This is a genomic window from Rhizobium sp. CB2179 (assembly GCF_057653455.1).
The window spans coordinates 2,592,281-2,613,444 of the sequence record NZ_CM172781.1 but is presented as its reverse complement, the minus strand read 5'-3'; the positions used below and the strand labels follow the sequence as shown (position 1 = coordinate 2,613,444).

Below are 21,164 nucleotides of genomic sequence, written 5' to 3'. Positions count from 1 at the left end.
CGGCGTCACTCCTTGCCGTACCGGTCGTGGTGGCGCCACCAGATGCCGGTTTCGTTGCGACCCTTGGGGGTGCGGTCGAGCCATTGGTACATGCCCCATAACCCGTCCAGCCCGCGCGCATAGCTGGAATAGCTGTGGTAGACGGCGCCATCGATGAGCTCGAAGGCGCTGACACCCGGCCGGTCGCGGGTATAGGTTGGGACATCGGTGCCGGTCATGGCGGCGATCTGAGTGATCGGCGCCTCGCTGTCGCCCGGCTGCCATTCCTGGACAGTCCTGCCTGTGAGCGGTTCGGGGGCGGGCGGTTCACGGCGGTAATTATAGTCTACCTCGCCCTGGTGCTGCTGCTCGGCAGAGAACCAGACGCTGAAATCGCCGTTGAAATCGCTGCTGAAGGAGGAGGCCCAGGGAAAGCTCCAGTCCATCCGTCGCTTGAATGCTTCGAGCTTTGCGAGCGGCGCGCGCGAGACCGCCCAAAAGGCGACGTCGTGGTTTTCCAGGTGAACGAAGAAGCCGTTGAAGCCATCGGCGATCGAGGAGCAGGACGGGCATCCCGCGGTATAATCCGGCCCGAACATGAAGTGATAAACGAGCAGCTGCGAGCGCCCGCCGAAGAGGTCTTTCAGCGAGATGTTGCCGCCGTCGGTGTCGAAGCGATATTGTTTGTCGATCCTCACACGCGGCAATTGCTGGCGCTTGATCGCCAGCACGTCGCTCTGCCGGGTCAGTTCCTTTTCCTCTTCGAGCAGATCGAGGCGAGCCGCCAGCCATTGCTGCCGTGTTGCGTTCAGCTCTGTCGTCATGGGTCTTCTCCTTTGCCTGTCTCTCGTCGTAGCATCCGGCGCAGGCTTGCTTGCCGGTCGACGACAAAGCTACGACCGGGCAGGGCAAGGGTGGGAGTGACAAGTGTGACGGGATTTGAATGGACTCGCTGATCACGGCGGCGGCGCGGGCGCTGGCAACGGGAGATGCGCTCGGCGCGCTGAAGCGGGTGGCGCTGCGCGACGATGCGCCGGCGCTGGCGCTGCGCGGCATTGCGATGGCGCAGCTCGGCGATCTCGTCCGCGCCAAGGCGCTGCTGAAGAGTGCGGCGCGTGCTTTCGGCCCGCGGGAGGCGGTGGCGCGAGCCCGCTGCGTGGTCGCCGAGGCCGAGATCGCACTGGTCTCGCGTGATCTCACCTGGCCGCCCAAAGCGCTGGAGGCGGCGCGCAAGGTGCTCGAAGCGCATGGCGACAGGGTCAATGCCGCCCATGCCAGGAATGTCGAGCTTCGCCGGCTGGTGCTGATCGGCCGGCTCGACGAGGCCGAGCGGGCGCTCGAAACACTCGACCCGACGCCACTGCCGCCGGCGGCAAGGGCCGCTCATGAGCTGGTGGTCACGGGCATCGCGATCCGGCGCCTGCAGACGAAAGCGGCGCGTGCGGCGCTTGACCGGGCGAGGCAGGCGGCGCGCGAGGCCGGTATGCCGGTATTGACGGCGGAGGTGGAAAATGCCGCCCAGGTGCTCAGCGCGCCGGTGGCGCGGTTGATCTCGCGCTGGCGGGAAAGCCCGCTGCTGCTCGAGGAGGTGGAAGAGCTGCTGGGTTCGGGCACGCTCGTTGTCGATGCCTGCCGCCATGTCGTGCGCGACGATCAGCTTTCGGTGTCGCTGGCAACGCGGCCGGTGCTCTTCACGCTCGCCCGGACGCTTGCCGAAGCTTGGCCGGCGGATGTGGCACGCGGCACGCTCATCGCGCGCGCCTTCCGCGGCAAACATGCCGATGAATCGCATCGTGCCCGGCTGCGCGTCGAGATCGGCCGGCTGCGTGCCGAACTGCGGGGACTGGCGGAGGTCTCGGCGACGAAACGCGGCTTTGCGCTTTCGCCGCGGCGCGCCGGCGAGACTGCCGTGCTGGCGCCGCTCGTCGAAGGCCAGTATGGGGCGGTGCTTGCCTTTCTCGCCGATGGCGAGGCCTGGTCGAGCTCGGCGCTGGCGATCGCGCTCGGCGCCAGCCCGCGCACCGTGCAGCGGGCGCTGGATTCGCTTGCCGGGGAGGGCAAGGTGCAATCCTTCGGGCGCGGGCGGGCGCGGCGTTGGATGAGCCCGCCGCTGCCCGGTTTCCCGACGGTCTTGTTACTCCCGGGACCTTTGCCAAGCGATTAGTATGGCCTGACTGATGAAGATGGCCCGACGGGCGAACAGGATGGAAGAGATGAAAAAATCGGCAGCGACGATCATCCGTGAATATGGACCCTTTCCCGGCGCCGAGCGCGTCAACGGCGTCACCTTCGATGGTGAGCACGTCTGGTTCGCCTCGGGCGACAGGCTGAACGCGCTCGATCCCGCAAGCGGCGAGGTGGTGCGCTCGATCGAGGTTGCGTCCCATGCCGGAACGGCTTTCGACGGCGAGTTCCTCTATCAGATCGCCGAGGATGTCATTCACAAGATCGATCCGAAGACCGGCCGCATCCTTTCCACCATCCCGGCGCCCGGCAATGGCGGCGATTCCGGCCTTGCTTGGGCCGAAGGCTCGCTCTGGGTCGGCCAGCACCGCGGCCGCAGGATACACCAGATCGACCCGGAAACCGGCAAGATCCTCCGCACCATCGAATCCAACCGCGTCGTGACAGGCGTCACCTGGGTCGACGGCCAGCTCTGGCACGGCACCTGGGAGGGCGATGACAGCGACGTCAGGCGCATCGATCCTGAAACCGGGGAGGTGCTGGAGCGGCTTGATATGCCCGAGGGTACCGGCGTCTCCGGCCTCGAATCCGACGGCGGCGACTGCTTCTTCTGCGGTGGCGGCGGCAGCGGCAAGATCCGCGCGATCAGCCGGCCGGCGCAGGGCAAGGAGGGGAAAGGGAAGTAGCCGATGCGACGCCGAAGAGGCCGATACGACATATCTCTCCCGGGCGACAGTCAGCTCGCCAGCAATTCGGGCGTCAAGTTGGAAGTCGATATCAAGGGGTCAAGTTGTTGGAATTTTAACCGAGTGGGAGATTGATTTCGGTACGTGACGAGCTACTTTCGCGGCAGTGTCGGTCGAGGTCTTTACGCAAAGCCGGTATGATCGCGGGGGAGAGATTTTGAAATATCTGCGCACCACGCTCGGGCCTAAGAGCAAATCCGAACTTGGGATGATCCTCCCGCACGAGCACGTTTTCGTCGACCTCAGGACGCCGGACCAGCCCGGTTATGCCGAGGCAGACATCGACGACGTCGTCCGTCTGATGGCTCCCGAAATCGAGCGGATCAAGAAGCTCGGGGTGACGGCACTGGTCGAATGCTCGACGGGCGGCGTTGGACGCCGTGCGGATATCGATCTTGCCGTGTCGCTCGCGACGGATTTTCCGATCGTCGTGCCCACCGGCAATTACCGTGAACCCTGGATTCCCGAATGGGTCCGCCAGGCTTCCGAGAAAGAGCTGGAGGCGTGGATGCTTCGCGAGCTGACGGAGCAGATCGACGAAACCGGGTTCCAGGCGGGCTGGATCAAGCTCAGCGCCGGCGATGACGGCATGACGGCGCTTGAGACGAAAATCCTGCGGGCAGCCGCACGCGCCGCGGCCCAGACGGACGCCGTCATCGGCAGTCATACGATCAGGGGACGGGTCGTCATGGACCAACTCGATGTCATCGAGGCGGAAGGCTACAAGGCCGACAGGTTCATCTCCATCCACACGCAGGAAGAAGCGGACTTCGCCCTTAATGTCGCCGTCGCTGAGCGAGGCGCCTGGATCGAATATGACCATGTCGGCCGGAGCGGGGACAACGAGGTGGCGGAGCTGGTGATCAAGGCGCTGGAGGCGGGCTGCGGCGATCGCTTGTTGTTGAGCCATGACCGCGGCTGGTTCGATCCGGCGCAGCCGATGGGCGGGATACCCAAACCGTATACGCATCTTTCCACGGTTTTGCTGCCCGAGTTGAAACGGCGGGGCATAGACGACGACACCCTGGTGCGCCTGACACACGACAATCCGTTCGAGGCTTTCGCCCGATAGGAGAGTGGCCGGGCGAAAGGAGCCTGGGCATTCATGTCGCGATCCCCGGAATTGCTCAAGACCGGGTTCAGCCGATTGCTGACACCTCTGCTCCGCGGGAGCGGAGTTCGCTGAGAATGCTGTAAGGACCGTTCAAAAGGCCTATCGGCAGGATGACGAAAGCGTTGGTGCCTGCCGGCAGATTTGTGATCCGCTCGATCAGAAGCGCGCGCAACTTGTCCGCATCGATGAGGTCGGTGGGCGTCACGATGCCTCTGGCGGTGATTTCCTCTCCGAGGCTTGCAATCTCACCACTTTTTCGAGCCTTGTACAGCTCGTCGAAATAGGCGCCGATCGGTCCGATCCGGCGGCGCAGCTCGAGAAGGTAGATGATCGAGGCGGGGCCGACCGAATTGACCGTTTCGAGCGTCAATGGCTTCTGCATGGCCTGCATTTCCCCGTCGGCGGCAAGCGTCTCCACATCGCGCCCGATCGATGCGCCATACTTCGCAAGCGCCAGGCCGATGCTCGGCGCGTCTGGGGCGAAGGCATGCTGTCCTTCGCCGATGAGGAGCAGGCTCGCCTCGAAACCGGAAAGCTTTGCGATCGCTCCCTTTGCCGGGGATGTCGAAAGGATTGTCTTGAACTCGTCCTGACCGGATGGCGTCAAACCTGACAAGACCGGCGTGATATCGCTGTTCTTGAACTTGGTAGTAGACAGGATAAGGCTGGGATTGACGTCGATCAGCACCGTCTTCGATTGATCGATCAGGCGTTTTCCCTCGGTAACGATGTCAGGAAAAGCGTCGGCGCGGATGCGCACGTAGCCAAAAAGTACATGGTCATTCGCGGGGGATTTGGCGCGCCAGAAGAGGGCGTTCTCCTCGTCTGCTGCGCGTGGCATCCCTGGTAGGAAAACTACGGCTGCAAGCGCTGCAAATTGCCGGCGGGTGAAGTGCATGGCTGCCTCCTCGCTGAGCCCGATGCATGGCGGCGCATTCGCATTGGACTAATCGCGTGAAAGAGCATTTGTTCCAACTCCCGGTGGAAATGATGAACATCCGGGGCACGGGAGTCAGCTGGACTCGTTCAAAAATTCTCGGCGATACCTGGATCTATGCCGCGCCGCGCTCGTCGAACAAAAGCGCCATGCTGATCGCATCGATGAACCGACCGTCGATGCGTGCCGCATGTCGGACGATGCCTTCGCGGGCAAATCCCATCTTTTCGTAGAGAGCGATAGCAGGGGCGTTGTCTTCATAAACATCGAGTTCAACCCTGGCAAACCCGCTTTTCTGCGCCGCTCTCAATGTGGTCTCGATCAACATGCGTCCGAGACCTTTGCCCCGATAAGCTGGGAGGATTCCCATTCCGAGGTTTCCGCGATGGGCGTGCGACGGGAAGAAATGCCGGCTGATATCGCACCAACCGACGACCTTGTCTTGAGCGGTGGCAACGAATTGCGGATTGCGTTTCGCAATCATGCCCATCACGAATTCACGCGTCTGCGGCAGCGGAGTCGCTTCCAGCATGGACAGGTATTTTTTCTCCCGCGCGACAACGTCGAGCGCATGATGAAAGCTGTCGATATGGGCGGTAGCGATCGGCTCGATCCTGATGCCTGAGGTGTCCGACGATGCTGCTGCATCCACGTGCTTCTCCTTCAACGATTGCGATGCCTATGGGGACCTGCCACAGACCTTCACGGGAGCGCATAATTCATGGTCCGTCAACCTTTGCGTGTCAATTTCTCGGCAGCAGGCGCCATCAAAAGGTTGCAGATATTGAAGGTCGGGCTCACATCCCACATCACATTCGTCTTGGTGACGCTCACCTGCGCGGCGGCTGCGTTGCTGTGCGGATTTGCGTGGCTCGCCGCGGTGAAGGTCGATGATCTCTCGTTGCGCCGGCAGGCCGACTTCGTCCGCCAAGGATTGGAAGAGCAGATCGCGGCACTTCCCCGGGAACAGGAAAGCGTCACCAAATGGGATGACGCCTTCCTCTATGCCAAGCAGCGGAACCATGAATGGCTGCTCGACAATGTCGGTCGGTGGACGAGCCAGTATTTCGGGCACGACAGAACCTATATCTTCGACGATACCAATCGCCTGATGTTTGCGTTCCGCGACGGCGCGGATGCCATGCCGCCGCGGCTCGGTGACGACGACGGCCATGAAATGACCGCTCTTGCCGGAGAGATGCGCGCCGCTCTCGTCGAGCGGGCTGTAAAACCCGGCGCCGAAGCGCTTGGTCAACTGGCCACGGTTCGGACGATCATGATCGGCAACAGGCCGGCGATAACAAGCGCGCGTCCCATTCTGCCGAGCTCGGCCAGGATGCAGATCGAGGCGGGCCAGGAATTCATCGCCATCTCGGTCAAGTTCATCGATGGAAAGACCGCCGAAAGTATCGCGCATCATGCGCTGCTCGAAGGCTTGAATTTCGCGCCTTCGAAAGGTGAGGACGAGCGGGCGCAAGTGCCTGTGTCGTCCCATGACGGCGGCACGATCGGCTATTTCGTGTGGCCGCCTATCCGGCCCGGCTTCATGCTGCTGCAGCAGATCGCGCCGGCGGGGCTCGGCTGCCTGGGGCTGCTGATCACCGTCGTGTTCTGGCTCGGACGAGGTCTGCATCGCACCTCGCTAACCCTGCTGGACAGCCAGGCGCAGCTCACCCACCACCGCGACCATCTGGAAGAGATGGTGGCCGATCGAACGGCCGAGATCGAAAGGCAGAGAGAGGAACTGGACCGCCTGCTGGTGCACGAACGGCAGGTGAATGCGCTTCAGCGGCAGTTCGTCGCCATGGCCTCGCACGAGTTTCGAACGCCGCTCGCCATCATCGACGCCGCTGCCCAGCGGCTCTGCCGCTCGACGACCAACGTCAGCGGTGATTACGTTCACGAAAAAGCCGGCGTGATCCGCAGTGCGGTCGTGCGCATGGTGGATCTGATGGAGAGTATTCTCGCCAGCGGCCGGCTCGAAACCGGACAGATCACACTAAAGCGCAGCGAAGGCGATCTGAAAGCCCTGCTCGTCAGCTGCTGCGACAGGCAGCGCCACCTCAGCCGCTCGCATGTGTTCCATCTCGATCTCGAGCCCATACCTGACATATTGACGTTCGACCGCAGCGCCATGGAACAGGTCTTCACCAACCTGATTTCGAACGCCGTCAAATATTCGCCCAACGCGCCTGACATTCATGTTCGCGCCCGGGCCGACGAGAAAACGGTGGAGATCGCCATCTCCGACAGTGGTATCGGCATGGATGCGGAGGATCTGCCGAAGCTTTTCCAGCCCTATTATCGCGCCCGCAGCGCGACGGGCATTGCCGGAACCGGCATCGGCCTCAACGTCGTCAAGCAGATCGTCGAACTGCATGGCGGCACCGTCGAGGTGACGAGCGAGCTCGGCAAAGGCACAACATTCACCATTCTTCTGCCAATAGAGTTTCTATTGTCGGATCAACAAGTCGCAGCTTAAGGAAGAGCTCATGGTTACAGTCCTGTGCATAGAAGACGAAGTCGAGATCCGGAACCTCCTCGTCGAAGAATTGAGCGAAGCCGGCTACAAGACGCTCGAGGCATCGAACGGCGCCGAGGGACTGGAAATGATCCTGTCGAAGTGGCCCGATATCGTCATCAGCGACATTTCGATGCCTGTGATGGATGGGCACCAGCTTCTGGCGGAAATTCAGATCAACCACCCCGAGCTTTCCAACATCCCCTTCATCCTGCTGACGGCACTGACCGACCGGGAAAACACGCTAGCCGGCCTGCGCGGCGGAGCGGCGGACTATCTGACGAAGCCGCTCGACTTCGATCTGCTGCTCGCCAAACTCGAAGGCTGCGTGACGCGCCTTGCCAACGACAAGGCGGTCCATCGGTCGTTTTGATGGTTGTTGGGCGGCGCCCAAGAGAGCCTCATCCTGAAGTGCCGCGCAGGGGCCTCGAAGGGCGAGGCGGGCGCGCCGGCGTGGACGCATGCAAGGAGCTGCGTTGCGGCGTCTCCTTCGAGGCTTCGCCCTCCGGGCTACGAGCCTCAGGATGAGGGACGTTGGTGAATACCGTTCCTAAACAATCAGCGTTGGTGGACGCCGCGAGAAGAGGGGCTTGATCCGTTACCGCCCACTTTCCATTATCCTCTTCTTGCCAGCGCATCACCCAGCATCTCGAACACCCTTGGATCGAGCGTCTGAGACACGTTGAAGCGCATGAAATTGGTTGCCGATTGCGACAGGCTGAATGCGTTTCCGGGAGCCAAAACGATCCTCTCTTCCAATGCGGCGCGCGCCACATCAGCCGCATCGATGCCGTCGGGCAGCCGGCACCAGAGGAACATTCCGGCCTTGGGCTCCAGCCAGGGCGTTATGCCGAGGTGCTTCAGCTTGGCCGAGACCTCACTCATCGCCCGGGAGAGCCGGTGTCTCAGCGTCTCCATGTGTTTGCGATAGCTGCCGTCGCTCAAGACGTTCAGCACCAGTTCCGCTGTCAGCCGGCCGCCGCCGAAGGAGGTGGCGATCTTCAGGTCTGTCAGGCCGTCGATCCATTCCGGTTTCGCCACGACGAAACCGCAGCGGGCCGAGGCCGACAGGGTTTTCGAGAAGCTGCCGATGTGGATGACGCGCTCGAGCCCGTCGAAGGCAGCGAGGCGGGGTGCTGGCGTGTGCTCGAAATCGGCAAAGATATCGTCCTCGATGATGGTCAGGTCGAACTGGTCGGCGAGTTTTAGAACCCGGTGAGCCGTAACAGGAGACAAGGTTGCGCCGGTCGGATTGTGGATGGCGGAGTTGGTGATGTAGAGCCGCGGACGCTCATCGGCGACGACTTGCGCAAACAGCTCGATGTCGGGACCGGACGCGGTGTAGGGCACGCTGACGATCTTTGCCCGATGGGCGCGCAGCAATGCATGGAAATTGAAATAGCAGGGATCGTCGACCAGCACCGTGTCGCCGGGTTCCAACAGAAAACGGCAGAGCAGATCGATTGCCTGCGTGCCGGAATCGGCCAGCATGATTTGATCCGGGGAGGCTTCGATCCCCCGTTCGCCCATGCGGCGGGAAATCAGCTGGCGCAGTTGCGGCAGGCCGAGCGGCGAGCCGTAGTCGGCAAGCGCCGGCCCGTCAGCGCGCGAAAGTGTTCTGAGCCCGCGGCGCATGCCGTCCCCCGGCAGCCAGGAGGGCGGCAGCCAGCCGCAGCCGGGCTTCAGGTCGGCTTCGCCGGCCTCCAGCGATTGCCGCGATATCCAGAACGGGTCGACCGCGCGGTCGAGCTTCGGCCCGGCCTCGGCAAGCGCAAAGGGCGCTACCTGGTTGGCGACGTAGAATCCCGAGCCTGGTCTCGCCAGGATCGCGCCTTCGGCGATCAAGCGTTCGTAAGCGTCGACGACGGTCGAAGTTGAGAGCTTCAACGTCGCAGCCAGCCCTCGGACGGAAGGTAGCCTTGCGCCCGGCGTCAGGCTGCGCCCGGCGATGCGCTGCCTGATCGTCGCGACGACCATCTCTACGCGTGTGCGTCCTTCGCTCATCTGTATTGCTTTCTGAACCATTACAGTTTCGCAAAATCGTATCAGATTGTCACTGTCATGGCCATCCGTGTTGGCCGATAAGAGTGAGAGAATGAAGGAGTGCAGCGCATCATGGACCGCATGGCATCGGGATGGATCAATGGTTTTATCGGGGTGGTGATCTTCAGCGGATCGCTGCCGGCGACACGCGTGGCGGTGATGCAGTTCGATCCCGTCTTCCTCACCGTGGCGCGCGCGGCGATCGCCGGCTTCCTCGCCCTCGGCCTGCTGATCGCTTTCAGAGAGAAGCGGCCGAGCCGAGGTGATATTCTCTCCCTGGCCGTCGTCGCGCTCGGCGTCGTGGTCGGTTTCCCCCTGCTGACGGCGTTGGCGCTGCAGCATGTCACCTCAGCCCATTCGATCGTCTTCATCGGTCTGCTGCCGCTCGCAACCGCGATCTTCGGCGTGATCCGTGGCGGAGAACGGCCGAAGCCGGCATTCTGGGCCTTTTCCGTTCTCGGCAGCGCGCTGGTGGCGGGATTCGCATTGACACAGGGCCTGACGGCCTCGCCGGTCGGCGATCTGCTGATGCTGGCGGCGGTCATCGTTTGCGGCCTCGGCTATGCCGAAGGCGGCAGGCTTTCGCGCACGCTCGGCGGGTGGCAGGTGATTTCCTGGGCGCTCGTGTTGTCGCTGCCGGTGACGGTCGCAGTCGCGCTTTTTCATCGGCCGGAGACCTTCTCGGGCATTGAAGCGCCGGCGCTGCTCGGCCTTGCCTATGTCTCGCTGTTTTCCATGCTGATCGGCTTCATCTTCTGGTATCGCGGCCTGTCGCAGGGCGGCATCGCCGCCGTCGGACAACTGCAGCTGCTCCAGCCGTTCTTCGGCCTGGCGCTCGCCGCAACCCTGCTGCACGAGCCCGTGACCTGGGCAATGCTCGCAGTGACCGTTGCCGTCATCCTCTGCGTCGCCGGCGCTCGCAAGTTTGCGCGGTAGGGAGGATCATGACGCTCTCTCTGTCCTCAGATTTGATCGAGAACCTCGGGCTGCAATTTTCCAATCTTCATCAGATGCTGCAGCGCGTATGATATCGACAGAGCGTCGTCGAGCCCGTCATGTCCCCGCAATGGAGGATGTTCGACCTGGTAATAGTCGGCCAGCTTGTTGCTGGGCGTCTTTGCCAAATCCTCGATCGGCATGCCCGCAGCGACGAGAAGCTTGACGGCGTTGTCGAAGCGGCGAGCCGGGATGGAGGGCTGAATGCCTGCGACATAGCAGCTGATGGCCAACATGTTCAGCTCGTCCTTGCCCCACGACCAAAACCGGGCGCCGCCCGAGAAGCTGTCGACGCCGGAAAGGGCATCCTCCAAGACCACGCCATGGGTGTCGATATCCTCTTCGGTGATGCCGGTCAGATTGGTGAAATAGGGACCGAGCGGATACCGCTTGCCGAAACGATCGATGGGCCGAACATAGGATTTATACGTATCGAGGATCGGAAACTCGCCCTCGAGGCCAAGCTTGACGGCTCCGATCTGCGCAATGATAGGATCGGGATCGTGGGCCGCGCACCAAAATCTGCGTTGCGAGCCTTCCAGGCAAAGAAATTCACAGTCGAATATGATGGCGGTCTTCATCGTCGACGTTACCCTCACGAATTTGGCCGATAAGCTTAAGGAGGAATCCAACACATGGAGCACTCCAAATAAAGGCTATGAGCCACGCAATCGCCGTCGCTCCCAGACACTCCTGTTCATCAATCCGACAGCTAGGCTCGACGGCGAAGGTGTGTAGGCAGGTCGCCCCAACCAATATTGCTAAGCTCGCGATTGCGATGGATATCCAAAGTCTGATCCCTCGCTTCATGATCAAGGCGGCGATAAAGACTCCTGCGAAGGGCAACACGATCAGCCAAATCACGAACTGTCCCTCCTGGATAGTGGTCCCGAGCGTGGAGTTTATCCAACCAGCCTGACTATGCAAATGACGGGACTTTGGCCGAGGCGGCAAGTGCAGTGCTGTCGTAGGTGGCACCCTGCAACAGGAACTGCCCGGTGCCGGCGGCGAATTGACATTGACCAGCGCAAGCCGCAAGAACAAGGCAAGGGCCGCTACCGACGCCTGGCGGGTCGGGACGGTGGAAGAGTGAGCGAAAGTGTCAGGCGGGATGGAGCGACGGGTTCTCGAGGCGCGGCAGGACTGGTCTTTGTCGCCGGTCTCGGCCTCATCGTGTGGTCGGGGTTCATCGCAAACGACCAAATCGACCACTGCTCGGACCAAACGTCCGGAAGCTACATCTTCGATGATGCAGCAAGAGCTAAAGCTTGCGACGGCGGTCCCTAAACGATATCGCGCCCGCTCGGATCGGTTTCGACCCGGCACGACGATCAGCTGCCCGAAACCAGCCTGAGGCCGATCACGCCAGCCAGGATGAGAGCGATGCAGAAGAGCCGCATCGGTGAAGCGGCGTCGCCCAGCGCGACCATGCCGAGGATCGCAGTGCCGGCCGCGCCGATGCCGGTCCAAACCGCGTAGCCGGTGCCGACAGGCAGCGTGCGGAGCGACATCGACAGGAGAAAGACGCTCGACAGGCCGGTTACGACGGTCAGCAAAGTGGGGATCAGCCGGGTAAAGCCTAGCGATGACTTCATGAAGAAGGCGAATCCGATTTCGAGGATGCCGGCGATGCCGAGGAGCGCCCAAGCCATAGTTGTGAATCCCTTGATGGGCCGAACCTTGCGGCCGGCGAGCTTTATTCTGAGGGGAGCAGGCGCCCGCATATGTGAGGCCCGCCTGACAGCTTCAGGCCTTGGCGACAGCCGCCGGTGTCGAGCGGAAGGCGATGCCGAAGCGGTTGAAGGCGTTCATCAGGCCGATCGCATAGGTGAGATCGGCAAGTTCCTTGTCGTCGAATTCGGCGGCAGCGGCGGAATAATCCGCATCGGGAATACCGGTTTCGGAGACGCGCGTGACCGTTTCCGCCCAGGCAAGGGCTGCGCGTTCGCGGGGGCTGAACAGGTTGCCGGCATCGCGCCAGACCGCGACCAATACCAGCTTCTCCACCGTCAGGCCTGATTTCAGCAGATCGCGGGAGTGCATGTCGATGCAGAAGGCGCAGCCGTTGATCTCAGACACCCGGAGATAGGCGAGATCGACCAGTTCCTTCGGCAGGCCGCTTTTCTGGATGGCGACGTAGACGCCGCCGAAAGCCCGGTATCCCTCGGGAGAAGCCTTTGCGTAGTCGATGCGGTTGCTCATGACGATTGTTCCTTTCTGATTGAAGGACTTCATCGTCGTGCATCTTGGCCTATATCAGAAGGTCCATGAACGGCATTCTGCATTAGGCCATGACATCGGGTCACAGCAGTTTTAAAATCCGCCTTGCCAGTGTTTCGGCGGTGCGCTGAGAGTCGATATTGGTGAAGTTGAGAAGCAGGGCCGGGGCGGCTTCGCCCTCGATCATCCAGTCGGTCAGTGCTTCCGCATAGAGGCCTTCTCTGCGCATAAGGGCCACGAGCTCGCGGTCCGAACGCTCGCCTAACAGCCGCAGGATCAGGTGCATGCCGCCGGGCTGTGAATCGATGCTGACATGGCCGGCGAGCACGCTTTCCAGGCCTGCCGCCGTCATCTCGCGGCGCTCGGCATAGAGCCTGCGCATGCGCTGGATATGCCTGGCGAAGTGGCCCTCGGTGATGAAGGCGGTGACGACTGCCTGCGTCAGCTCGGGACTGCCGGCGGCCATCGCCTCGGTCATCTCTTCGAACCGCGCCACCTCAGCTTCCGGCGCGATCAGATAGGCAAGCCGGAGGCTTGGAAACAGCACCTTGCTGAAGGTGCCGGCATAGAGCACGCGGCCCTCTCGATCCAGGCTCTGCAAGGCCGGCAGGGGACGGCTGACATAGCGGTATTCGCCGTCGTAATCGTCCTCGATGATCCAGGCGTCGTTGCCGGCAGCCCAGTCCAGCAGCGCCTGGCGCCGCGGCAGGGAGAGCGAGACGCAGAGCGGGCTCTGGTGCGCCGGCGTCACCACCGCCGCACTGGCCCCAGGCGCCTGCCTGATGCCGTCGGAGACGACCAAACCGTCGCGATCGACCGGCACGGGCACGGTCGCGATCTGCATATGCCGGAACAGCTCCCGGGTCGGCGGATATCCCGGGTTTTCAAGCCAGACCCGATCGCCAGCCTTCAGCAAGGTATGCACGATCAGCGCGATGGTGTGGCGATAACCTGAGGTGACGAACACCTGAGACGGCGAACAACAGATGCCGCGCGAGACCTGCAGGTATGCGGCGATCTCGGCGCGAAGGGCCGGCAGGCCGGAAACGGCAGGGTGAACCATGTCAGCCGGCTGCATGGCGCGGACGCAACGCGCGCCGAGCCGCGCCCAGATCTTGCGGGGAAAGGTATCGAGTGCGGGCAGGCCCATCTGGAAGGGCAGGCTCGAGTCGGGACGGAAACTCGTCGGCACGATGCCGCTGCTCTCGGCCGACAGGATGGGTTTCGACACCGGCATTTGCGGTTTGAGATCCGGCGTGACGATGGTTCCGGCCTGGCCGCGGGCCTGGATATAACCCTCGGCGGCAAGCAGGGAATAGGCGGCCTCGATGGTGCCCCGGGCGAGACCCAACTCCTTGGTCAGCGCTCGTGCCGATGGTATCCGGTCGCCCGGCTTCAGCACACCGCTGGCGATGGCGCCGCGGAAGCGATCGTAGATCTGCCGGTAAAACGGCGTGGCCGCCGCTGGATCGAGCGGCGGGATATTGCCAGGCCTTGCGCCGGTCATGGCTCGTCAACCTTTTTTATATGGATGGGCAGGTGATGATGGCATGACGGTTCGGCCAGGGCAATCATGGCCCAGTTGTAAACTTCCTTCATGGATCTTTGGGATGGACCATAAGATTCGTAAAACCATTGCCACTTCCACGCTTCAAATCGGATCGCGCTCTTTCAACGCGGCGAAAGGATTTGGACAGAACTTCGGAGTAGGTCAATGAAGACAATCCTACATGTGTGCTGCAGTCCGCGCGGGCAGGCGGCCGAGAGCTACAGGCTCTCCCAAGCGATTATCGGCTTCCTCCTGCGGAGGGAGCCGGGGGCGACCGTCGTCGAGAGGGTGATCGGCAATGGCACGATCGCCCATGTCGACGCGGCCTATGCGATCTCCCAGGCATCGGCGGCGGATGTCTCGCGCGAGGGCTCGATGGCCCTGTCCGAAGAGCTGATCCGCGAGCTGGAGGCTGCGGACTTCGTGGTCATCGGAACGCCGATGCACAATCTGACCGTCCCCTCGGCGCTGAAGGCCTGGATCGATCATGTCGTGCGGGCGCGGCGAACCTTCACGATCGGCCCGGCCGGAAAGGTAGGCACGCTACGCGACCGCCCCGTCTTTATCGCGATCGCCTCGGGCGGGCGGTTTTCCGGGGAGCGCGCCCGCCAGCCGGATTTCCTGACGCCTTATTTGAAAGCCATCCTCGCCACGATCGGGCTGCAGGACCTGATCTTCTTCTCGGTGCAGGGGACAGGCGCCGGCTCCCATGCCGCTGCGGAAACCAGGATCGGCACACATCGCGCGCTGGAGGAGCATTTTTCTTCGCTTTACGCTCACTCGTAGCTCGGAATCGACTAGGTGTATGCAAATGCTTGTGAGGAGATAGAAGGCTCAGATGACGATACGTTCAATCAAGTCCGTCGCAGTGTTCTGCGGCTCCAATTTCGGCGCTTCGGAGGCCTTTGCCGACGGTGCCCGCGCCCTCGGCGGGGCGCTGGGGGAGGCGGGGATAACCATCATCTATGGCGGAACGGTCAAGGGCCTGATGGGCGTCGTCGCCGACGCCGCCCTGGAAGCCGGCGGCAGCGTGCATGGCGTCATTACCGAAAGCCTGCATCAGCGCGGCCAATCGCATGCCGGCCTGACCAGGCATGAGATCGTCGAGACGCTGCGCAGCCGCAAGGAACGCATGGTCGAGCTTTCCGATGCCTTCATCGCGCTGCCGGGCGGCATCGGCACGATCGAGGAATTGATGGAGGTCTGGACCATGAACCAGCTCTCGGAGATCGACAAACCCGTGGGGCTGCTCAACTCCGCCGGTTTCTTCGACGCCTTCCTCGGCTTCATCGACCATATGGTCGAGACGAGGTTCCTGCCGGCCGCGCACAGGCACTCGATCTCTGTCGACACGGATGCGAGCGCCCTGATCGACAAGCTGCGCAGCTATACGCGCGTCGAGGTGCCGAAATGGCTATAGCTTCCATCCGACAATGCCGCCGGCCGGTTATTGGTGTTGTTGGGCAAGTGCGACAGGTACGCCGCAGCGAGCCGCGATGAAGGTTCGGGGGCAGCGCTTCTTGCAGCGGGCTGCTCCCGATCCGGCGAGGGGTTCTACGAAGTGTTCACTTGGCAGGCACGACGAGCGGCGCCCCTTTGCGGACGATGTAGGTTGCCAGCTCCGACGCCTTGCCGCTGCCGATGTTCTTCGCCGAGTGAACGACGCCCGACGGAATGAACAGTGATTGGCCGGCCTTAAGGGTAACCGGCTGGCTGCCTTCGAGCTGGTATTCCAGCGTTCCCTCGATGACGAAGGCGATCTCCTCGCCGGGATGCGAATGATTGGGTGCGAGAACGCCCGGCGCGAAATCGACGCGAACCTGGACGGCCTCGTGGCCGGGCACATCGATATCGTTCTTGATGAGATCGGTGCGCTGCAGCGGCTGTTCTGCGTGTGCTGCGGCTGCGCCGCCGAGAACAAGGGCGAGCGCGATAGCCTGGATCATTTTCATGTCGTCATCCTTCCTGAATTGACCATTTCCGACCGGTTGGCCGTATCGGGATTTAAGTCGATCATTGAACCAGAGATGTGTCGGCAAACTCGCATTTTTGTAAGCCAGTGTATCTGCGGCACGCCTATTTGGAGGGCGGCGCGGGGTTGGCGAGACCGCCAACCCAATCTCCCTCATCTCTGTGCTCGTCACAGAGATCCAGTATGCTCAGGTCCCTGGGCGTGGGAAATTTTTCTTGCAGCGTCAATCACGGCGCGGACGCGCCGTGGCTGGGTTCCTGTGACAAGCACAGGAATGAGGAAACGTGAGTGACGCCATTGACTGAATTAGGCCGCCGATGATGAGCCCGCGGTTCTGACGCCGACGAGACTGGCGATGTCCGTAATGCCGCCGGAGGATTCGAAGTCGAATATTTTCTGAGTGACAAGGGCGGCGGCGCCCCGGGCCCAGGAATTGTCCTCCCAATCGGGCAGGAGGGGAGGCGCAGTCCGGAAGGTCCGGGCGGAAAGCGCTTCGCGCAGCGGTGTCAGGAAAGGGTCGCCGAGGGAGACGGCTTCGCCACCGGCGACGATGACTTCGGGATCGGTAATGTTGACGAGATTGGCAAGGGCGGTGCCGATGCCGCGGCCGGAATCGGCGACGAGGGCGAGGGCGGTGGTATCGCCTGATGCGAGCGCAGCCGACAATTCCGGCAGTCCCAGTTCCTCGCGGCCGGTCGCTTCCCGCCAGCGCCGGAGCATTGAGATTTCGGAGTGATAGGCCATCAGACAGCCGCGCTTGCCGCATTCGCAGAGCCGGCCATTCTCCTCGTAGAGCGTGTGGCCGAACTTGCCGGCCGCGCCGTTTGCGCCGCGGTAGAGCTTGCCGTCGATGACGAGTGCGCAGCTGATGCCGACGCCGACGGCGAGAACCGCCATGTTGCGATGCTGGCGGCCGAGCCCGAAGAGCTGCTGCGCGATGGCATAAGCGTTGGTGTCGTCCTCCAGCCAGACCGGGACATGGACGCGGCTGGCGACCAGCGAGGCGAGGGGGACATTGTCCCACTTGAAGCGGTAGCTGCGCACGCAGGCCGTCTGTTCGTGGTTGATGACGCCGGGCATGGAGATGCCGATGCCGGCGAGTTTCGCGTTCGGCCGGCCGGCGAGCTTCACCAGTTCGGGCACGGTGCTCGCCAGCAGGTCGGCAACCTTGTCAGGATCGTGGCCGCCGAGGCTTACCCGCATGGCGGCGACGGGGTTGGTGGCGAGGTCGGTTGCCACGCACTCCACCGAATCGACCATCAGCTTGAAGCCGACGGCGAGCGCGTGCTCGTAGTTGATGTCCACCGGGATCGGGCGGCGGCCGGTGAGGCCGGGCACGGTCTTCCCTTCGATGACGATGCCTTCCTCCAGAAGGTCGGCGACGACGAAGGTGACGGCGGCAGGACTTAAACCGATCACCGTCGCGATGTCGGCACGGCTCCTTGGCCCCTCGCGCCGGAGAAGATTGAGGATGAGGCGTCGGTTCATGGCTCTCGCCGTGGTCTGGTCGCCTTTTAACTTCACGATGCATTCCTTAATTTTGTAAATTAATTATTGCGAGCTGCAAAGATCTATGCATAAGTTCGGCCGCGGATCAACTCAGCCAAGCGGATTATCGCTGGAATCGCCGAGCGGATCGTAGCGTTGAATGCCTGGTCGGTCGTTTCATGGAGGAGGCGACGGTCGGGAGATGTTGATCGATCAACTGGGAGGAATTCAATGACATTTTTGAAGCAATTTCCGTCGACCACCCGCAGACGCTTCCTGAAAGGCGCGGGGCTGGTTTCCGCCGCAGCGGTCACCGGCAGCTTTCCGATCCCGGCGATCGCGCAGGCCCAGGAGGTCACGATGATCTCCGCCGAAAACAATGGTGCCGCACTCGATGCGCTGAAGGCGATTGCCGCGGGCTTCAGCAAGGAAGCCGGCGTCAACGTCGTCATCAACAATATGGACCACGAGGCCCACAAGACGGCCATTCGCAACTATCTCGTCGCCGGCGCGCCCGACATCTGCTCCTGGTTTTCGGGCAACCGCATGCGCGCCTTCGTCAAGCGCGGCCTCTTCGACGATATCTCCGACCTTTTCGAGAAAGAGAAATATAAGGACGTGCTCGGCGCGACGGCAGGGGCCGTCACCGAAGACGGCAAGCAGTACGGCCTCCCCACCGGCGGCACGCTCTGGGGCATGTTCTATCGCAAGGATGTGTTCGAGCAGCATGGCCTGACCGTGCCGAAGACGGCCGAAGAGTTCATGGCCTATGGCGACAAGTGCAAGGCCGCGGGCATCACGCCGGTCGCGATCGGCACCAAGGAATTATGGCCGGCGGCCGGCTGGTTCGACCAGATGAATCTTCGCATCAACGGCCTCGACAAGCATATGGCGCTGATGAACGGCGAGATGAGCTATCTCGATCCCTCGCTGACAGCGGTTTTCGACCAGTGGGAGGCGATGATTTCGAAGGGGTTCTTCACGGAGAACCATACGTCCTTCGGCTGGCAGGAGGCTGCAGCGCTGCTGGCGCAGAAGAAAGCCGGCATGATGAACCTCGGCGCTTTCCTGCGCTCGGCTTTCACCGCCGAAGATCTGCCACAGCTCTCTTACGCGACCTTCCCGGTGCTCGACGCCAAGGTCGGCCACTACGAGGAATTCTCGGTCAACTCGATCCACATTCCCGCCAAGGCCAAGAACAAGCAGGGCGCGCGCGAATTCCTCGCCTATTTCTACAAGCCGGAGAATCTGGCGGCCTATCTGGAGCCGGGCGGCAATGTGCCGCCGCGCCACGACCTGCCGCCAAGCAAGGACCCGCTGGTCAACGTCGCTGTCGAGACGATGAAGACGGTGCAGGGCACGTCGCAATATTACGACCGCGACAGCGATCCCGATATGGCGCAGGCCGGCCTCGTCGGCTTCCAGGAGTTCATGGCCAAACCCGACCGGCGCAAGGCCATCCTGACGCGCCTCGAGGGCACGCGCAAGCGCATCTACAAGATCTAGCAGCTCTCCCAGGGGCGGCGGCGAACCGCTGCTTCCAAGGGGTGGAGGCTGTATGCCTCCACCCCTTGGGGGAGGTGCGCCTCTGCTCCCGGAGCACGCATGAGTCTGCTCCTGTATTAATGAGGTTCTTGAGATGTTGATGTTATGGCGCCGCCAGCGTTGGTGGCTCACCCCGACTTTGCTCATCGCGCCCGCGATCGTGCTGTTCTTCACGGTCATCCTGCTGTCGGCGGTCAGGAGCCTCTGGATCAGCCTGCACGACTGGGATGGCTTCGGCCCGATGGTGTGGATCGGCTTCGGCAATTACGTCGAACTTTATAACGATCCGCAATTCTACGTGTCGCTGAAAAACAACTTGATCTGGCTGGTGATGTTCATGGCGGCACCACCTCTCGGGCTCGCCATCGCGCTGCTGGTCAACCAGAAAATCCGCGGCATGCGCTTCCTGAAGTCGCTGTTCTTCATTCCGCTGGTGCTTGCCTCGGTGACGGTCGGCGTCGTCTTCACATGGGTCTATACGCCGGAGTTCGGGTTGCTCGCACTGATCTTCAGGGCGTTCGGGGCGACGGCGCCGGCGGTTCTCTCCGACGAGCATTTCGTCACTTTCGCCATCGTGATTGCAGCACTCTGGCCGCAGATCACCTTCTGCATGGTGCTTTATCTCGCCGGTCTCAACAATTTGAGCGAAGAGCTGATCGGTGCCGGGCGCGTCGACGGGGCACGGGGCTGGAACATGTTGTGGCACATCGTGCTGCCGCAACTGACCCAGGTCACCTTCATCGCCATTGCCGTCACCGTCGTCGGGGCGCTTCGCTCCTTCGACATGGTGTCGGTGATGACAAACGGCGGCCCGTTCGGTTCGTCCTCGGTTCTCGCCTACCAGATGTTCGAACAGTCAATCTTCTCCTACCGCTTCGGCTACGGCGCGGCAATCGCCTCGGTGCTGTTCGTGATCATGGCCGCCTTCATCGTCTGGTACCTCAGCCGCATCATCCATACCGAAGAAAGGGGAGGCTGATGTATCCTCGTCCCATTCCCGATGTCGCCATCTGGCAGCGCCGTCTCTACGTGCTCGCCGTCGTCATCGTCCTCCTGCTCTGGCTCTGCCCGCTGTTTGCGATCATCCTCACTTCGTTCCGCTCGACCGAGGATGTGATGGGCGGCAATCTATGGGGATGGCCGACCGGGATCGGCGTCATCGACAACTATGCTGATGTCTTCACGCAGACGCCGATGGCCCGCTACTTCCTTAACAGCCTGACGATCACCATTCCCTCGGTGATCGGCGTGCTGGTGCTCTCCACGCTCGCCGGCTATGTGCTGTCGCGCTACCGCTTTCCCGGCAACATGCTGATCTTCGCGCTGTTCGTCGGCGGCAATTTCCTGCCGCACCAAATCATGATGATCCCGGTGCGCGACCTGATGGTCCGGCTCGATTTGATCGATACGACGGCGGCGCTGATCATCTTCCATGTGGCCTTCCAAACCGGCTTTGCGACGCTGTTCATGCGCAATTTCATCGCCGCACTGCCCGATGAACTGTTCCAGGCGGCGCGAGCCGAGGGGGCGTCTCCCTTCCAGACCCTATGGCATGTGGCGATCCCGCTGGTGCGACCGGCGCTTGCCGCACTCGCCATCCTGATCTTCACCTTCATCTGGAACGATTACTTCTGGGCCGTGGTGCTGACCGTCAGCGACTCCGTCAAGCCTGTGACCGCCGGCCTTGCCAATCTTCGCGGCGAGTGGGTCTCGGCCTGGAACCTGATTTCAGCCGGCACGATCGTTGTCGCCGTGCCGCCCGTCGTCATGTTCTTCCTGATGCAGCGGCACTTCATCGCCGGCCTGACGATGGGCGCGGTGAAGGGATGAGCGATCTCCTCAACCTCCAAGTTTCAACAGCAGAGAGCCA

21 protein-coding genes are annotated in these 21,164 nt (G+C 62.2%); 11 read left to right on the top strand and 10 right to left on the bottom strand.

What is annotated here, in order from left to right:
* Positions 1-5: 5 nt before the first annotated feature.
* The gene (locus tag AC244Q_RS13125; RefSeq protein ID WP_012758117.1) at positions 6-803 is read right to left on the bottom strand and encodes a DUF899 domain-containing protein; all 798 of its coding nucleotides are present in this window, start codon (positions 801-803) and stop codon (positions 6-8) included.
* A gap of 119 nt (positions 804-922) precedes the next feature.
* Here AC244Q_RS13125 and AC244Q_RS13120 point away from each other — a divergent pair, with 119 nt between their 5' ends.
* The 3 genes from AC244Q_RS13120 to AC244Q_RS13110 all read left to right on the top strand — a co-directional run bounded on the left by AC244Q_RS13120 (position 923) and on the right by AC244Q_RS13110 (position 3,981).
* Complete coding sequence (locus AC244Q_RS13120) at positions 923-2,143, top strand: helix-turn-helix domain-containing protein (RefSeq protein ID WP_128407668.1); 1,221 nt, start codon at positions 923-925, stop codon at positions 2,141-2,143.
* A gap of 49 nt (positions 2,144-2,192) precedes the next feature.
* Positions 2,193-2,849 carry a Vgb family protein gene (locus AC244Q_RS13115; RefSeq protein ID WP_026157418.1) on the top strand — a complete coding sequence of 219 codons (657 nt, stop codon included), beginning with the start codon at positions 2,193-2,195 and terminating at the stop codon, positions 2,847-2,849.
* 217 nt (positions 2,850-3,066) lie between these two features.
* Positions 3,067-3,981, top strand: coding sequence for a phosphotriesterase family protein (locus AC244Q_RS13110; protein WP_012758114.1), 915 nt, complete (start codon positions 3,067-3,069; stop codon positions 3,979-3,981).
* Positions 3,982-4,048: 67 nt separating this feature from the next.
* Here AC244Q_RS13110 and AC244Q_RS13105 read toward each other — a convergent pair whose 3' ends face one another.
* Positions 4,049-4,921, bottom strand: a complete 873-nt coding sequence (locus AC244Q_RS13105; RefSeq protein WP_128407667.1) for a TraB/GumN family protein — start codon at positions 4,919-4,921, stop codon at positions 4,049-4,051.
* Positions 4,922-5,075: 154 nt separating this feature from the next.
* The gene (locus tag AC244Q_RS13100) at positions 5,076-5,612 is read right to left on the bottom strand and encodes a GNAT family N-acetyltransferase (protein WP_128407666.1); all 537 of its coding nucleotides are present in this window, start codon (positions 5,610-5,612) and stop codon (positions 5,076-5,078) included.
* A gap of 84 nt (positions 5,613-5,696) precedes the next feature.
* On the opposite strand from AC244Q_RS13100, the gene AC244Q_RS13095 reads away from it, so the two are divergent.
* Entirely contained in the window at positions 5,697-7,442 is a 1,746-nt protein-coding gene (locus tag AC244Q_RS13095) for a sensor histidine kinase (RefSeq protein WP_128407681.1), read from the top strand.
* Positions 7,443-7,452: 10 nt separating this feature from the next.
* Complete coding sequence (locus AC244Q_RS13090; protein ID WP_003560657.1) at positions 7,453-7,854, top strand: response regulator; 402 nt, start codon at positions 7,453-7,455, stop codon at positions 7,852-7,854.
* Between the two features lie 242 nt (positions 7,855-8,096).
* Here AC244Q_RS13090 and AC244Q_RS13085 read toward each other — a convergent pair whose 3' ends face one another.
* The gene (locus AC244Q_RS13085; protein WP_128407665.1) at positions 8,097-9,506 is read right to left on the bottom strand and encodes an aminotransferase-like domain-containing protein; all 1,410 of its coding nucleotides are present in this window, start codon (positions 9,504-9,506) and stop codon (positions 8,097-8,099) included.
* Positions 9,507-9,596: 90 nt separating this feature from the next.
* Here AC244Q_RS13085 and AC244Q_RS13080 point away from each other — a divergent pair, with 90 nt between their 5' ends.
* Entirely contained in the window at positions 9,597-10,460 is an 864-nt protein-coding gene (locus AC244Q_RS13080; protein WP_012758108.1) for a DMT family transporter, read from the top strand.
* A 26-nt stretch (positions 10,461-10,486) separates the two neighbouring features.
* On the opposite strand, the gene AC244Q_RS13075 is transcribed toward AC244Q_RS13080, so the two are convergent.
* From AC244Q_RS13075 to pdxR, 4 genes are all read right to left on the bottom strand, one after another.
* Positions 10,487-11,101: a 3'-5' exonuclease gene (locus tag AC244Q_RS13075; RefSeq protein ID WP_012758107.1), complete on the bottom strand. Its 615-nt coding sequence runs from the start codon at positions 11,099-11,101 to the stop codon at positions 10,487-10,489.
* A 750-nt stretch (positions 11,102-11,851) separates the two neighbouring features.
* A complete protein-coding gene (locus AC244Q_RS13070; protein ID WP_017994584.1) occupies positions 11,852-12,172 on the bottom strand; it encodes a DMT family transporter in 321 nt (106 codons plus the stop codon).
* A gap of 94 nt (positions 12,173-12,266) precedes the next feature.
* Complete coding sequence (locus AC244Q_RS13065; RefSeq protein ID WP_128407663.1) at positions 12,267-12,722, bottom strand: carboxymuconolactone decarboxylase family protein; 456 nt, start codon at positions 12,720-12,722, stop codon at positions 12,267-12,269.
* A 100-nt stretch (positions 12,723-12,822) separates the two neighbouring features.
* The gene (gene pdxR, locus AC244Q_RS13060) at positions 12,823-14,247 is read right to left on the bottom strand and encodes a MocR-like pyridoxine biosynthesis transcription factor PdxR (protein ID WP_128407662.1); all 1,425 of its coding nucleotides are present in this window, start codon (positions 14,245-14,247) and stop codon (positions 12,823-12,825) included.
* 207 nt (positions 14,248-14,454) lie between these two features.
* On the opposite strand from pdxR, the gene AC244Q_RS13055 reads away from it, so the two are divergent.
* Together AC244Q_RS13055 and AC244Q_RS13050 are read left to right on the top strand one after the other, a co-directional pair.
* A complete protein-coding gene (locus tag AC244Q_RS13055; RefSeq protein ID WP_012758103.1) occupies positions 14,455-15,075 on the top strand; it encodes an FMN-dependent NADH-azoreductase in 621 nt (206 codons plus the stop codon).
* Positions 15,076-15,127: 52 nt separating this feature from the next.
* A complete protein-coding gene (locus AC244Q_RS13050; protein WP_012758102.1) occupies positions 15,128-15,709 on the top strand; it encodes an LOG family protein in 582 nt (193 codons plus the stop codon).
* Positions 15,710-15,854: 145 nt separating this feature from the next.
* Here the strand turns inward: AC244Q_RS13050 and AC244Q_RS13045 are convergent, their stop codons facing one another.
* Both AC244Q_RS13045 and AC244Q_RS13040 read right to left on the bottom strand, forming a co-directional pair.
* Positions 15,855-16,241: a cupin domain-containing protein gene (locus tag AC244Q_RS13045; protein ID WP_012758101.1), complete on the bottom strand. Its 387-nt coding sequence runs from the start codon at positions 16,239-16,241 to the stop codon at positions 15,855-15,857.
* 326 nt (positions 16,242-16,567) lie between these two features.
* Positions 16,568-17,785: an ROK family protein gene (locus AC244Q_RS13040; protein WP_012758100.1), complete on the bottom strand. Its 1,218-nt coding sequence runs from the start codon at positions 17,783-17,785 to the stop codon at positions 16,568-16,570.
* A 195-nt stretch (positions 17,786-17,980) separates the two neighbouring features.
* Here AC244Q_RS13040 and AC244Q_RS13035 point away from each other — a divergent pair, with 195 nt between their 5' ends.
* The 3 genes from AC244Q_RS13035 to AC244Q_RS13025 all read left to right on the top strand — a co-directional run bounded on the left by AC244Q_RS13035 (position 17,981) and on the right by AC244Q_RS13025 (position 21,124).
* Positions 17,981-19,255 carry an ABC transporter substrate-binding protein gene (locus tag AC244Q_RS13035; protein WP_128407661.1) on the top strand — a complete coding sequence of 425 codons (1,275 nt, stop codon included), beginning with the start codon at positions 17,981-17,983 and terminating at the stop codon, positions 19,253-19,255.
* A 133-nt stretch (positions 19,256-19,388) separates the two neighbouring features.
* Positions 19,389-20,273, top strand: coding sequence for a carbohydrate ABC transporter permease (locus tag AC244Q_RS13030; protein WP_012758098.1), 885 nt, complete (start codon positions 19,389-19,391; stop codon positions 20,271-20,273).
* The gene (locus tag AC244Q_RS13025) at positions 20,273-21,124 is read left to right on the top strand and encodes a carbohydrate ABC transporter permease (RefSeq protein ID WP_017994580.1); all 852 of its coding nucleotides are present in this window, start codon (positions 20,273-20,275) and stop codon (positions 21,122-21,124) included. Before AC244Q_RS13030 ends, AC244Q_RS13025 begins: the two co-directional genes overlap by 1 nt.
* Positions 21,125-21,164: the final 40 nt, after the last annotated feature.

What these genes read in the sequence shown, in the direction of transcription:
- AC244Q_RS13125 (WP_012758117.1), bottom strand. Translation starts at nt 803, where the DNA reads ATGACGACAGAGCTGAACGCAACACGGCAGCAATGGCTGGCGGCTCGC.
- AC244Q_RS13120 (WP_128407668.1), top strand. Translation starts at nt 923, where the DNA reads ATGGACTCGCTGATCACGGCGGCGGCGCGGGCGCTGGCAACGGGAGAT.
- AC244Q_RS13115 (WP_026157418.1), top strand. Translation starts at nt 2,193, where the DNA reads ATGAAAAAATCGGCAGCGACGATCATCCGTGAATATGGACCCTTTCCC.
- AC244Q_RS13105 (WP_128407667.1), bottom strand. Translation starts at nt 4,921, where the DNA reads ATGCACTTCACCCGCCGGCAATTTGCAGCGCTTGCAGCCGTAGTTTTC.
- AC244Q_RS13090 (WP_003560657.1), top strand. Translation starts at nt 7,453, where the DNA reads ATGGTTACAGTCCTGTGCATAGAAGACGAAGTCGAGATCCGGAACCTC.
- AC244Q_RS13085 (WP_128407665.1), bottom strand. Translation starts at nt 9,506, where the DNA reads ATGGTTCAGAAAGCAATACAGATGAGCGAAGGACGCACACGCGTAGAG.
- AC244Q_RS13080 (WP_012758108.1), top strand. Translation starts at nt 9,597, where the DNA reads ATGGACCGCATGGCATCGGGATGGATCAATGGTTTTATCGGGGTGGTG.
- AC244Q_RS13075 (WP_012758107.1), bottom strand. Translation starts at nt 11,101, where the DNA reads ATGAAGACCGCCATCATATTCGACTGTGAATTTCTTTGCCTGGAAGGC.
- AC244Q_RS13070 (WP_017994584.1), bottom strand. Translation starts at nt 12,172, where the DNA reads ATGGCTTGGGCGCTCCTCGGCATCGCCGGCATCCTCGAAATCGGATTC.
- AC244Q_RS13065 (WP_128407663.1), bottom strand. Translation starts at nt 12,722, where the DNA reads ATGAGCAACCGCATCGACTACGCAAAGGCTTCTCCCGAGGGATACCGG.
- pdxR (WP_128407662.1), bottom strand. Translation starts at nt 14,247, where the DNA reads ATGACCGGCGCAAGGCCTGGCAATATCCCGCCGCTCGATCCAGCGGCG.
- AC244Q_RS13055 (WP_012758103.1), top strand. Translation starts at nt 14,455, where the DNA reads ATGAAGACAATCCTACATGTGTGCTGCAGTCCGCGCGGGCAGGCGGCC.
- AC244Q_RS13050 (WP_012758102.1), top strand. Translation starts at nt 15,128, where the DNA reads ATGACGATACGTTCAATCAAGTCCGTCGCAGTGTTCTGCGGCTCCAAT.
- AC244Q_RS13045 (WP_012758101.1), bottom strand. Translation starts at nt 16,241, where the DNA reads ATGAAAATGATCCAGGCTATCGCGCTCGCCCTTGTTCTCGGCGGCGCA.
- AC244Q_RS13035 (WP_128407661.1), top strand. Translation starts at nt 17,981, where the DNA reads ATGACATTTTTGAAGCAATTTCCGTCGACCACCCGCAGACGCTTCCTG.
- AC244Q_RS13030 (WP_012758098.1), top strand. Translation starts at nt 19,389, where the DNA reads ATGTTGATGTTATGGCGCCGCCAGCGTTGGTGGCTCACCCCGACTTTG.
- AC244Q_RS13025 (WP_017994580.1), top strand. Translation starts at nt 20,273, where the DNA reads ATGTATCCTCGTCCCATTCCCGATGTCGCCATCTGGCAGCGCCGTCTC.